Below are 12,717 nucleotides of genomic sequence, written 5' to 3'. Positions count from 1 at the left end.
CCCATACCTTATTGATACTATAAAGCAATAATCCCTAATAAATAGGGATTATTTTGTTATTCATAAATACCTAATTTCTTTTCTAAATAATGGATATTTGTGCCACCTTTTTGGAAGCCCTTATCGTTCATAATATCAATATGAAGATCAATATTGGTTTTGATCCCATCAATAACCAGTTCGGCTAACGCATTTTTCATACGTGCTATAGCAACCTCACGTGTTTCACCATAAGCAATTAATTTACCAATCATTGAGTCATAGTAAGGTGGGACACTATAACCAGCATAAATATGTGATTCCCAACGAATGCCAAAGCCACCTGGTGCATGGAAGCGAGTGATTTTCCCTGGTGATGGCATAAACGATTTGGGATCTTCAGCATTAATTCTACATTCAATCGCATGACCTTTAATTTCAATATCACTTTGTTTAATTGAAAGTGGTTTGCCGGCTGCAATTAAAATTTGTTCCCTAATTAGATCAACACCGGTTATCATTTCAGTAACAGGATGTTCTACTTGAATACGGGTATTCATTTCAATGAAATAAAACTCGCCATTTTCAAATAAAAATTCGAATGTGCCAGCTCCTCGGTAGCCAATCTCGATACATGCATTAACGCAACGTTCACCGATGAATTTGCGCATTTTTGGCGTAATACCAATAGCTGGTGCCTCTTCAACAACTTTCTGATGTCGTCTTTGCATTGAGCAGTCTCGTTCACCCAAATACACAGCATTTCCTTGACCATCAGAAAGTACCTGAATTTCAATATGACGTGGATTTTCAAGGAATTTTTCCATGTAAACCATATCATTATTGAAAGCAGTTTTGGCCTCTAACTTGGTCATTTTGATAGATTGTTCAAGATCATTTTCTTCACGAACAATACGCATGCCTCGTCCGCCACCGCCACCAGAAGCTTTAATAATAACAGGATAGCCAATTTGCTTGGCAATTTGTTTATTAATTTCAATATCACTACTTAGAGGGCCATCTGAACCAGGTACACAAGGAACACCTGCTTTTTTCATGGCGTGAATTGCTGATACTTTATCACCCATAAGGCGAATAGTATCCGGTTTAGGACCAACAAAAATAAATCCAGATCGCTCAACTTGTTCAGCAAAATCTGCATTTTCAGATAAGAAACCATAACCTGGATGAATAGCAGCTGCTCCAGTTACTTCCGCAGCTGAAATTAATGCAGGAACGTTAAGGTAACTTTTTACCGAAGCTGCTGAGCCAATACAGACGGTTTCGTCTGCAAGTAATACATGTTTTAAATCTTTATCTGCCGTAGAATGAACGGCGACAGTTTTTATTCCAAGTTCTTTACATGCTCGTAAGATACGTAGAGCTATTTCTCCACGATTCGCAATAAGAATTTTATCAAGCATATTCAATCTCTTAATCGTATTGTCAATAATAAATTCAGATTATTCAATAATGAATAGTGGCTGATCAAATTCAACTGGTTGACCATTTTCAACCAATATGGCTTTTATTGTACCAGCTTTTTCTGACTCAATTTGGTTCATCATTTTCATCGCTTCAACGATGCAAAGCACATCGCCAACATTTACTGTTTGGCCAATTTCAACAAAAGCTTTTGATTCTGGGCTAGGTGTACGATAAAAAGTTCCAACCATTGGGGATTTAATTGTTGTACCATCAGTTACCACATTATCAGTTACAACTTCTGTTTGAACGGTTGGAGCAACTACAACAGGAGCTGATTGAGGAATTTGAATATTTTGTACTGGCGCAGAATAGTTTGTAGTAGGAGCTGCTCGACTAATTCGAACTGATTCCTCACCTTCAGAAATTTCAAGCTCTGAAATACCTGACTCTTCAACTAATTCAATTAACTTTTTAATTTTGCGTATATCCATGAATTACACCGTGTTTATTTGATATAAGTAACAATTATTTAAATGCATCCTTATTATCGACTAAAGCTGTTTTTTAGTCGGTAATAAAGTTGTAACTCAACATTAACGCGGAAGAATACACTGTAAAACAGATTTTGTCATTATATATCTCCTTTACAATCACTTGTTATACTATTTTCTAGGTATTATTTTATAATTGCGATACAATATCGACCGTTAATTACTATTGAGATTTGCTATGGTTTGAAAGGATTAAATAATACTCCATTTAGCCTTGATAAATTTGAAATATTTATTTTTTGATTCCATGGTGGTTTTTAATACTGAAATATACTTAAACAAGATTAATTCTAGGAAGAGTTTTTATTATGTTCAAAAAAGTTCGTGGCTTGTTTTCAAATGATTTATCAATCGATTTAGGTACAGCGAATACACTTATTTATGTAAAAGGGCAAGGTATAGTATTAAACGAACCTTCTGTTGTAGCGATTCGCCAAGATCACCGCACAGGTACTCCAAAAAGTGTTGCTGCTGTTGGGCATGCTGCGAAACTAATGTTAGGGCGAACACCAGGTAATATAGCAGCCATTAGACCGATGAAAGATGGCGTTATTGCTGATTTTTCTGTTACTGAAAAAATGTTACAGCACTTTATCCGTCAAGTTCATAGCCATAGTTTTTTAAGACCAAGTCCTCGCGTACTTGTTTGTGTTCCTGTAGGTGCTACGCAAGTTGAACGCAGAGCTATCCGAGAGTCAGCCTTAGGCGCAGGGGCTCGTGAAGTGTATTTAATTGAAGAACCAATGGCAGCTGCTATTGGTGCTGATTTACCTGTATCTGCGCCTACTGGTTCAATGGTTGTTGATATTGGTGGCGGAACTACCGAAGTGGCTGTCATTTCGCTAAATGGTGTTGTTTATTCTGCATCTGCTCGTATTGGTGGTGACCGATTTGATGAAGCGATTATTAACTACGTTCGTCGCAATTATGGTGCTTTAATTGGCGAGGCAACTGCCGAAAAAATCAAACATTTTATTGGCAGTGCTTATCCTGGCGATGAAGTTCTTGAAATTGAAGTGCGTGGGCGCAATCTTGCTGAAGGTGTGCCGCGTAGCTTTACCTTAAACTCTAATGAAATTTTAGAAGCATTACAAGAGCCATTAAGCGGTATTGTTAGTGCGGTAAAAGTTGCATTAGAGCAGTGCCCTCCTGAGCTTGCTTCTGATATTTCAGAACATGGTATGGTTTTAACCGGTGGTGGTGCTCTATTACGTAATATTGATAAGTTATTATCGGCTGAAACAGGTATTCATGTAGTAGTGGCTGAAGATCCATTAACGTGCGTTGCCAGAGGTGGCGGCAAGGCGCTAGATATGGTTGATATGCATGGTGGTGATCTATTTAGTGAAGAGTAATTAATAAGTTATTATTAATTATTTTTATGTTGATAAAACAATAACTAAGCATGAATCTCACATTTTCCCCGCCGACAATCGTGTCGGCGGAGTCATATTTTGAAATAATTAGATCTTGAGCTTTAAACAGGTAAGTACCGGCAATGAAATTACTTTTTTCTAAACGCTCCCCTCTTAGTGTACAATTATTTACTTCTCTGGCGTTAGCCTTGGTTCTAATTGTATTAGATATCAATTATCGTCCATTTAAAGAAATTCGTTATTATTTAGATACCCTTATTTCTCCTCTATATTATGTTTCAAATGCACCAAAGTCGTCGTTTGATTCTCTCTACGAGATGTCCAAAACACGAGAAACATTAATAAATGAAAATACAAATTTGCATGCAGATTTATTACAACAAAAAAACGATCTATTGTTACTTGAGCATTTAAAACATGAAAATGATAGACTTCGCGAATTGTTAGGTTCACCTTTAAGGCATGATGAACAAAAGATGGCTGCACAAGTATTGCTTATAGACACTGATCCTTATATCTATCAATTTGTTGTAAATAAAGGTAAACAAGATGGTGTTTATGTTGGGCAACCTGTTGTTGATGAAAAAGGGATTGTAGGGCAAATTTATGAAACAGCCCAATCTACTAGTCGTGCAATTTTATTGTGCGATTATCAACATGCGATACCCGTACAAGTATTAAGAAACGACATTGGTATGGTTGCTGTGGGAAACGGGTGTAGTAATGACTTAACATTAGAATTTATGCCTAATAACGTTGATGTAAAAGTCGGCGATATTTTAGTTACTTCAGGGCTTGATGGCCGTTTTCCTGAAGGATATCCGGTAGCCGTAGTTAGTTCAGTAAAACTTGATATTACAGATTCAACCCCAATTATTTCAGCAACACCAACAGCGGATTTGAAGCGTTTACGTTATTTATTGTTATTGTGGGGAAATCAAGGAGTAAAACATGAGGGGTCGTAATCGAATAATAATTATTTGGATAACGCTATTAATAGGCTTATGTTTACAAATCATTCCGTGGTCTCCATCATATAGTATATTTAAACCACATATACTGATCTTAATTTTTGCTTATTGGTTGATAGCGCTTCCTCATCGAGTTGGGATTGGTACTGCATTTGTTTTTGGAACTATAATGGATCTATGTACTGGTTCTATTTTAGGAATCCATGCTTTTATTTATTCATTTATTGCTTATTTATTTGTTTTTAAATTCCAATTGATACGTAATTTAGCGTTATGGCAACAGTCGTTTATCATCTTTGGGATATCGATATGTTATAATTTACTGGTATTTTTATTTCAAGTCTGTATTTATCATACTATAACAATATCGCCATTGATTTTTATATCAAGCTGTATAGATAGTCTATTATGGATTGGTATCTATTTATTTTTACGACTAATAAGACGAAGCTTTGCTATCAATTAAAAGGAAATCTATGTCTGTTGAATTATTAATGAATGTAACGCCATCTGAAACTCGAGTTGCTTATATCGAAGATGGTGTATTGCAAGAAATCCATGTTGATCGTGAGTCTAGACGCGGTATTGTTGGAAATATTTATAAAGGTAAGATCATTCGTATTTTGCCTGGCATGCAAGCCGCTTTTGTAGATATTGGTCTTGATAAAGCTGCCTTTTTGCATGCATCAGATATTATGCCTCATACTGAGTGCGTATCAGATACAGAGCAAGAACAATTTCAAGTAAAAGATATCTCTGAACTTGTTCGCCAAGGACAGGACTTAATGGTACAAGTGGTTAAAGATCCATTGGGAACTAAAGGAGCTAGGCTTACAACCGATATTACTTTGCCATCACGTTATTTGGTATTAATGCCTGGATCAAATTCTGCGCATGTTGCCACATCACAACGCATAGAAAGTGAACAAGAACGTGAAAGGTTAAAAAATATTGTTGAGCAATATGTGACAACAGAAGCTGGCTTTATTGTTAGAACAGCCGCAGAAGGGGCAAGTGCGCATGAGTTAGAACAAGATGCCAATTTTTTAAAACGACTTTGGACTAAAATTCAAGAACGCATGGCTCGCCCAGTAAGTAAGAATCTAGTTTATGGGGAATTGGCATTATCCCAACGAGTATTGCGCGATTTTGTTGGTGATCCAATTGAACGAATTTTAGTAGATTCAAAATTAACTTATGATTTATTGGTTGAATTTACAAAAGAATTTATGCCTGAAGTAACCAATAAACTATCTCTTTATCGTGGTAATATTCCTATTTTCGATCTTTATGATACCGAAAATGAGATTCAAAGAGCATTAGATCGTAAAGTGAAATTAAAGTCTGGTGGGTATTTAATTATTGATCAAACCGAAGCCATGACTACTATTGATATCAATACTGGTGCATTTGTAGGTCATCGAAATTTAGAAGAAACGATTTTTAATACTAATATTGAGGCAACAATAGCAATTGCCCGTCAATTACGTTTGCGTAATTTGGGGGGCATTATTATTATTGATTTTATTGATATGCAAGAAGATTTGCATCGTGAACGGGTGTTACAATCGCTGCATGATTCTTTATCTAAAGATAGAGCTAGAACAACTGTTAATTTATTTTCGAGTTTAGGATTAGTCGAAATGACTCGCAAGCGAACACGTGAAAGTATAGGGCATATTCTGTGTGAAGAATGTCCAGCATGTAAAGGTCGTGGTATGGTCAAATCGGTAGAAACAGTTTGCAACGAAATATTACGTGATATAGTTCGTGTTTATAAAGCGCATCATTCAGAATACTTTTTGGTTTATGCCTCGGCTGCTGTGGCTAATGCTTTAACTAATGATGAGTCCCATGCTTTAGCTGAAGTTGAGGTGTTTGTGGGTAAACGTGTTGAAGTAAAAGTTGAACCACTTTATATTCAAGAACAATATGATGTTGTATTAATGTAGAAGCAATATCTTGTAAAAAAGTTTCAGGTAACTATACGTTTCAGTATAAAAATGATGAAAGTTAAATAATTATTATGATCAACTAGTTATAATCGATTATCAAAAAACTTCTGTTAACAATTAGAATTTAAGGAATTTATGATAGTAACTCAAGTGAGTGAACGACTGCTCAACCCAAATAATCTAAACCAACAAGATCTTTCGCATTTGCTTGATATGTTGAGCTCAAGGAAAATTGATTTTGGTGATTTGTATTTTCTATCTGGTTATTATGAAAACTGGTTACTTGAAGATGGTATTATAAAAAATGCCTCATTTCATCGTGACCAAGGAGTTGGTGTTAGAGCCGTTGTTGGCGAAAAAACAGGGTTTGCTTATACTGATCAGCTTTCATTAGCGCGGTTAGAACAAAGTATATTCGCAGCAAATTCAATCACTAAAATACAAACACCTATCAAAGTGACGCCATTTAAATCTGCTCAAACAGTATCTATATACTCGTCAATCAACCCGATCAATTCTTTTTCTAAAGAACAGAAAATTGAATTGTTGCAACAAATTGACCACTTAGCACGCTCAATCGATCCTAGAGTTATTGAAGTTTCAGCCAGTTTGACTGGAAGTTATGAAGATATTTTAATAGCAGCAACTGATGGTACATTAAAAGCTGACATTCGTCCTTTGGTGCGTTTATCCGTTTCAGTTTTGGTTGAAAAAGAGGGTAGACGTGAGCGAGGAAGTAGTGGTGGCGGTGGTCGATTTGGGTATGAATATTTTTTAACAATCAACCCAAAAACATCAGAAAGTTATGCTGACAGCTATGCCCGAGAAGCCGTGCGTCAAGCACTTGTTTCTCTTTCTGCTAAAGCCGCACCAGCAGGAACAATGCCTGTTGTTTTAGGTGCTGGTTGGCCTGGCGTTTTGTTACATGAGGCTGTAGGTCATGGCTTAGAAGGCGATTTTAATCGTAAAAACAGTTCAGTTTTTTCTGGAAAAATTGGTGAACAAGTTACTTCAGAAGTTTGTACTATTGTTGATGATGGCACGATTGAAAATCGCCGTGGCTCACTATCTATTGATGACGAAGGTACTCCAAGTCAAAAAACAGTGCTTATTGAAAATGGTATTTTAAAAGGCTATATGTTTGATAAGATTAACGCAAAATTGATGAATACATGTTCAACTGGTAATGGTCGTCGTGAAGGATATGCATACTTACCTATGCCAAGAATGACCAATACCTATATGTTGGCAGGAAATTCTTCTTTTGACGATATCATTAGTAGCGTCGATTATGGTCTTTATGCACCTAATTTTGCTGGTGGACAAGTAGATATCACCTCTGGTAAGTTTGTGTTTTCAACTTCAGAAGCTTACTTAATTGAAAAGGGAAAAATAACAACTCCAGTTAAAGGTGCCACATTAATCGGTTCAGGTATAGAAACTATGCAGCAAATATCTATGGTAGGTAATGATTTAGCATTAGATTCTGGTGTAGGTGTTTGTGGTAAAGCAGGGCAGAGCGTACCTGTTGGGGTTGGGCAACCCACTTTAAAAGTGGATAATTTAACCGTTGGTGGTACCATTAACCACTAATAATACATCAATGGGATTTAAAAATAGATGGAAACAATAATTACACTTTATCATGCGTTTGTTAATTTGGACATTGCAACGCTTTCAAACCCTAATGTGCTATGGACACTATATGGGATGTTGTTTGTCATTATTCTTTTAGAAAATGGCGTTTTACCAGCGGCTTTTTTACCTGGAGACAGTCTATTATTCTTAACTGGTGTGTTAATTAGCCAAAATGTATTCCATTTTGGTTTAATTAATTTTATTTTAATTGCTGGCGCTGCTTTAGGTACTTGGTTAGGTTATGCTCAAGGACTTTGGCTTGGTAATACTAAGCTTGTCCAAGGTTGGATGGCACATATACCTGAAAAATATCATCATAAATCTGAAGTATTATTCCATAAGTACGGATTACAAGCGCTATTTATTGGGAGATTTATTGCTTTTGTACGTACATTATTACCGATGATGGCTGGATTATCAGGACTACACAGTCGAAAATTCCATATTTATAATATAATCAGTGCTACATTATGGATTTTCTTGATTGTGACATTAGGTTACCTATTTGGATTATCACCAGTTTTCAAAGAGTATGAAAAGCAGATCATGTCTTTATTAATGCTAATACCTGTTTTGTTGTTGGTGTTAGGGTTAATTTTTTCAATTTTTCTTGCTGTTAAGCGCTCTTTAAGCAATAAAAAGCAATCTAAAATTGGATTAAACGATAACAAGAAGTAGAAAGTGAAATTAACCGATAAGCCGGGTTCTGTCGTGGACAATCATTCCTCTAGGCTAATACTCACGCATTAGCTCAAGCAGTCTACCCGGATTCAACGCGGGCCACGCCAATGAATCCCTATTTGACCTTGCTCCGAGTGGAGTTTACCGTGCCACAACTGTTACCAGTTGCGCGGTGTGCTCTTACCACACCCTTTCACCCTTACCTGATCTTATAAAATAAGCCATCGGCGGTTTTCTCTCTGTTGCACTTGTCGTGAATTTTCACTCTCGCAAAAATCCCCCAGGCGTTACCTGGCACTCTGCCCTATGGAGCCCGGACTTTCCTCCCCTTTGTTTATTTCTTTATAAAAACAACAAAGCAGCGATTGTCTGGTTAATTTCGTTAATGAGTATAACCTAAAGCGCAATATTGTCCAGAGATGTCTTTTCTTTAGGAAATAGATGACTGAAATTTAAACATGAGTAAAGTAATGTAATTCCATAGGATTGAAATAACAAATTCTTAGCACATCTTGTTGATGTGCTATAAAACAAGATAATTTATTACCATTTTTTCTGTCGTTGGTTTTCATCATAATTGAACCATGTTACTACCCCTTTAGACATAATAATATCAAGCTTTCCTTCAATAATATTGTATTGCGTTTCGCCAATTAACATATGACTTGTTGAGCTCTTTTTAGTGTATTGATATGTCCACTGTGTTTCGTTGCTATTGATAGCGGTTTTTGTTGTTGGCTCACCAAATAGGGACAGAATCTGAACTTCAGTTGATGACCCTTCAACAATTTTGCTTACTTTTGCGTTATTAAGCGGTGTGCCTTGCTCAACAAAATTTTTTTGTGAACATGCTGATAAAGCAAGTATAGAACAAAGGATGAGCAGAAATTTTTTAATATTTTTCATGATATAGTTGCCTATTGTGTTAATTTGTAGTTGATATGAAATGTGAATTGATAATAGCATATGTTTTATAACGTTCAAGATAGGGCAACTGAAGGTATAATTAAAAAATTTAATTCGTTAGTGCTGTACTTTTTTAATGTAATCAGATTTTCTTTTCTATACCATTCACTAAATTTTATTTCCATTTTTTAATTTATCTTAGTTTATAACCATAAGTATCTATGTTATTCTTTTCTACCCAATACAAGAGAAAATTTGATAGTTTAATTTGTTTTAGTATTTATTTTAATCGATTTTGAGTGGTAGCATTTAATTAGCTATCAACTAATGAATAAGCTGTTTGGCTTTTATGCCAAATACATACAGATATTAAAGATTTTATAACAATTTATTAATAAACCGAAAAAGATAGTTAGTGTTATTATATAAGCTGCGATATACTTTAACGCTAGTAAAATTTAGTTGCTATGGAATAACCAATGGAAAAACAGTTTCAATTAACAAATAGTAAAGAGATTATTGCTTATTTAGCTCAACAATTCCCAAATTGTTTTACCCTTGAAGGTGAGGCAAAGCCATTAAAGATTGGAATTTTTCAAGATATTATTTCTCGTTTAGATGGTAATGACGAACTTAGTAAAACTAAACTCCGTGCCGCACTGCGCTCATACACAATGAGTTGGCGTTACTTATATAGTATAAAAGAAGGAGCCAATCGTGTTGATTTAGATGGTAATCCTACTGAGCTTATTAGCCAAGAACAGATAGATCATGCGCTACAACAGTTGAAAGAGAGCAAAGAAAAAGCTAAAGAGCGTTTTAAAGAACGTGAAAAAGAAAAACGTAAAGCTACTCGTATGCTTCCTAAAAAAGCTAAAGCTTTAAAAATTGGTGATTTTGTTAAAGTTATAGTAGGTAATAAACCTATAAAAGTACAAGTCATTAATATTGAAAAAGAGCATATTAAGGTAAAGGTTGGTGCAGGTATGGAGTTAACGGTCAAACCTGAACATATTATCAATAAGTAGAGAGTTTGAATGAATAAATTACTCAATGGTATTATTACACTTAGCCTTATTTTGGGGATTTTTAGCCAAAATGTTCAGGCAAAACCGCAAGCTAATGAACAAATACCAGTTCTAAAGCAAGATGATATCCACCAAGTTGTTGCTAAGCGTGTAACGAATTTTTTTACTCAATCACATTATCGTAATTTTTCCTTGGATGGTGCTTTTTCAGCTCAGATTTTTGATCGCTATTTCAAATTATTGGATGGTAGTAAATCCATTTTTATTCAAAGTGATGTTGATGGTTTTCGAAATAGACAAGAGTCTTTAGGTCAAGAATTAATCGATGGTAATTTAAAGACGGCTTATGATATTTACAATCTTTTTTTGAAAAAACGTTATGACCGTTATCAATATGCTCTTGAAGTTTTACAACGGCCTATGGATTTTTCTGCCAATGATGAAATTGATTTTAATCGTGAAGAAATTGCTTGGCCGACTTCAGAAAACGAACTTAATGTTTATTGGGATAAGCGTGTTAAATATGATGAATTGAGTTTATCCTTATCGGGAAAAAATGAAAAAGAGATCCGTAAAGTTTTAAGTAAACGTTACAATCGCGTTTTAAAAACGATAATGCAATCAAATAATGAAGATGCCTTTCAAGTATTTATGAATGCATTTGCCAGAGAAATTGATCCTCACACTAGCTATTTGGCACCACGTAAAAAACGAGATTTTGATTCCGAAATGAGTTTATCATTTGAAGGTATCGGTGCAACATTGAGCCAGCAAGATGACTATACGGTGATTATGTCTTTTGTAACAGGCGGACCTGCTGAAAAGAGTAAGTTACTTACCATCGGGGATAGGATTATTGGAGTAGGCCAAAGTAATTCTGGAATTGAAGATGTTATTGGGTGGCGCTTGGATGATATTGTCGATAAAATTCGTGGACCTAAAGGTACTGTTGTAAGATTGGAAATTTTACCTGCTGGTAATAATAGTAAGGCAAAAGTAATTGAGCTCACTCGTGATAAGATTCATTTTGAAGATAGAGAAGCGAAATTAAATATTATCGATAATCCACGTGGTAAAGTTGGCGTTATTGAAATACCAAGTTTCTATATGGGATTAACGGAAAAAGTTGAAGGACTCTTATCAAAAGCAAATAAAGAAAATTTGCAAGGTTTAGTTATTGATTTACGTGATAATGGCGGTGGTTCGTTAACCGAAGTTATCAATTTAACTGGCTTATTCATTGATACTGGACCAGTTGTTCAAGTACGTGATAATTTACAAAAAATTATCACGTACAATGATAAGAATAAAGGTATCGAATACACCGGGCCACTTGTTGTTATGATTAATCGTTATAGTGCATCAGCATCAGAAATATTTTCTGCGGCTATGCAAGATTATGGGCGAGCATTAATAGTTGGTGAAACCACTTATGGTAAGGGAACCGTCCAAACTTCTCGTAACATCTCTTATCCAGTTGATGCAAGACTACATCCAAGTTGGCCTGAACTTGGAGGGGCTCAATATACTATTCAGAAGTTTTATCGTATCAATGGTGGTAGCACACAATTAAAAGGCGTTGAGCCAGATATTGAAATGAATAAAGTTAAGTATGTTGATGAAACGGGAGAACGTTTTTTAGATAACGCACTACCGTGGGATAAAATACCATCAGCTGATTATTTGACTCTTGCCAATATTAAGCCATTGTTGCCTGATTTAGAATCACAACATTTAGCCAGAATTTCACATAATCCTGAATTTATGTATATTGATGAAGATATCAAACGATTTAATGATAAAAAAGATCGTCAATATATTGTTTCACTTAATAAGAAAAAACGAGAAGTAGAACAAAAAAATAATGAGGAACGTGATTTAAAAAGAACTAATGCACGTTTAAATAAGGTAGGTTTACCATCAATTACTAAATTAGATGATTTACCAAAAAATTATAAAAAACCTGATCCTTACTTAGATGAATCTATCGAGATACTTCTTGATTTTGCACCTAAGTATCCCAAAATCAAAGGCAATAACCCTATTAAAGAGGTTATTACGTTTGATTTACCAATCGAGAAAGCTAATAAATAATTGGAGATAACATAATGGATTCAAATTTAAAATATGCTTTAATCACAACTATTGCTGTGTTAGCTGTTTTGGCAACATTTGGTTTTATTGTTTGTATGAATTAAAAAGCT

At 35.1% G+C, this 12,717-nt stretch carries 12 protein-coding genes and 1 other RNA gene; 9 read left to right on the top strand and 4 right to left on the bottom strand.

Going from position 1 to position 12,717, the window contains the following annotated elements; translation table 11 throughout:
- Nucleotides 1–56: 56 nt before the first annotated feature.
- Nucleotides 57–1,403: an acetyl-CoA carboxylase biotin carboxylase subunit gene (gene accC, locus J6569_RS03520; protein WP_174799493.1), complete on the bottom strand. Its 1,347-nt coding sequence runs from the start codon at nucleotides 1,401–1,403 to the stop codon at nucleotides 57–59.
- A 39-nt stretch (nucleotides 1,404–1,442) separates the two neighbouring features.
- The gene (gene accB, locus J6569_RS03515) at nucleotides 1,443–1,898 is read right to left on the bottom strand and encodes an acetyl-CoA carboxylase biotin carboxyl carrier protein (protein WP_296317627.1); all 456 of its coding nucleotides are present in this window, start codon (nucleotides 1,896–1,898) and stop codon (nucleotides 1,443–1,445) included.
- Between the two features lie 368 nt (nucleotides 1,899–2,266).
- On the opposite strand from accB, the gene J6569_RS03510 reads away from it, so the two are divergent.
- The 6 genes from J6569_RS03510 (at nucleotide 2,267) to J6569_RS03485 (ending at nucleotide 8,576) form a co-directional block, all read left to right on the top strand.
- On the top strand, nucleotides 2,267–3,313 hold the full coding sequence (locus J6569_RS03510) for a rod shape-determining protein (protein WP_034909698.1): 1,047 nt from the start codon (nucleotides 2,267–2,269) through the stop codon (nucleotides 3,311–3,313).
- Nucleotides 3,314–3,456: 143 nt separating this feature from the next.
- Nucleotides 3,457–4,299: a rod shape-determining protein MreC gene (gene mreC / locus J6569_RS03505; protein WP_296302718.1), complete on the top strand. Its 843-nt coding sequence runs from the start codon at nucleotides 3,457–3,459 to the stop codon at nucleotides 4,297–4,299.
- On the top strand, nucleotides 4,286–4,771 hold the full coding sequence (mreD, locus tag J6569_RS03500) for a rod shape-determining protein MreD (RefSeq protein WP_034909696.1): 486 nt from the start codon (nucleotides 4,286–4,288) through the stop codon (nucleotides 4,769–4,771). The genes mreC and mreD overlap by 14 nt, the downstream gene beginning before the upstream one ends.
- Nucleotides 4,772–4,781: 10 nt before the next feature.
- A complete protein-coding gene (gene rng / locus J6569_RS03495; protein ID WP_034909694.1) occupies nucleotides 4,782–6,257 on the top strand; it encodes a ribonuclease G in 1,476 nt (491 codons plus the stop codon).
- 138 nt (nucleotides 6,258–6,395) lie between these two features.
- On the top strand, nucleotides 6,396–7,853 hold the full coding sequence (gene tldD / locus J6569_RS03490; RefSeq protein ID WP_085164440.1) for a metalloprotease TldD: 1,458 nt from the start codon (nucleotides 6,396–6,398) through the stop codon (nucleotides 7,851–7,853).
- A 27-nt stretch (nucleotides 7,854–7,880) separates the two neighbouring features.
- On the top strand, nucleotides 7,881–8,576 hold the full coding sequence (locus J6569_RS03485) for a DedA family protein (protein ID WP_034909688.1): 696 nt from the start codon (nucleotides 7,881–7,883) through the stop codon (nucleotides 8,574–8,576).
- Nucleotide 8,577: 1 nt separating this feature from the next.
- Here J6569_RS03485 and rnpB read toward each other — a convergent pair.
- Both rnpB and bamE read right to left on the bottom strand, forming a co-directional pair.
- An RNA gene (gene rnpB, locus J6569_RS03480) (RNase P RNA component class A) lies at nucleotides 8,578–8,960 on the bottom strand.
- 162 nt (nucleotides 8,961–9,122) lie between these two features.
- Nucleotides 9,123–9,485, bottom strand: coding sequence for an outer membrane protein assembly factor BamE (bamE, locus tag J6569_RS03475; RefSeq protein WP_296317624.1), 363 nt, complete (start codon nucleotides 9,483–9,485; stop codon nucleotides 9,123–9,125).
- A 479-nt stretch (nucleotides 9,486–9,964) separates the two neighbouring features.
- On the opposite strand from bamE, the gene proQ reads away from it, so the two are divergent.
- From proQ to J6569_RS03460, 3 genes are read left to right on the top strand one after another with little or no spacing between them, the layout of a single operon-like run.
- Nucleotides 9,965–10,513 carry an RNA chaperone ProQ gene (gene proQ, locus J6569_RS03470; protein ID WP_296317622.1) on the top strand — a complete coding sequence of 183 codons (549 nt, stop codon included), beginning with the start codon at nucleotides 9,965–9,967 and terminating at the stop codon, nucleotides 10,511–10,513.
- Between the two features lie 9 nt (nucleotides 10,514–10,522).
- Nucleotides 10,523–12,607 carry a carboxy terminal-processing peptidase gene (gene prc, locus J6569_RS03465; protein WP_296317620.1) on the top strand — a complete coding sequence of 695 codons (2,085 nt, stop codon included), beginning with the start codon at nucleotides 10,523–10,525 and terminating at the stop codon, nucleotides 12,605–12,607.
- A gap of 14 nt (nucleotides 12,608–12,621) precedes the next feature.
- The gene (locus tag J6569_RS03460; RefSeq protein ID WP_141672672.1) at nucleotides 12,622–12,711 is read left to right on the top strand and encodes a YnhF family membrane protein; all 90 of its coding nucleotides are present in this window, start codon (nucleotides 12,622–12,624) and stop codon (nucleotides 12,709–12,711) included.
- Nucleotides 12,712–12,717 lie beyond the last annotated feature (6 nt).

This window comes from Gilliamella sp. (assembly GCF_024104075.1).
In the GTDB taxonomy this organism is placed as follows: domain Bacteria; phylum Pseudomonadota; class Gammaproteobacteria; order Enterobacterales; family Orbaceae; genus Gilliamella; species Gilliamella bombi.
The sequence above is the reverse complement of the archived record's forward strand: the minus strand, read 5'-3'. Positions and strand labels throughout refer to the sequence as shown.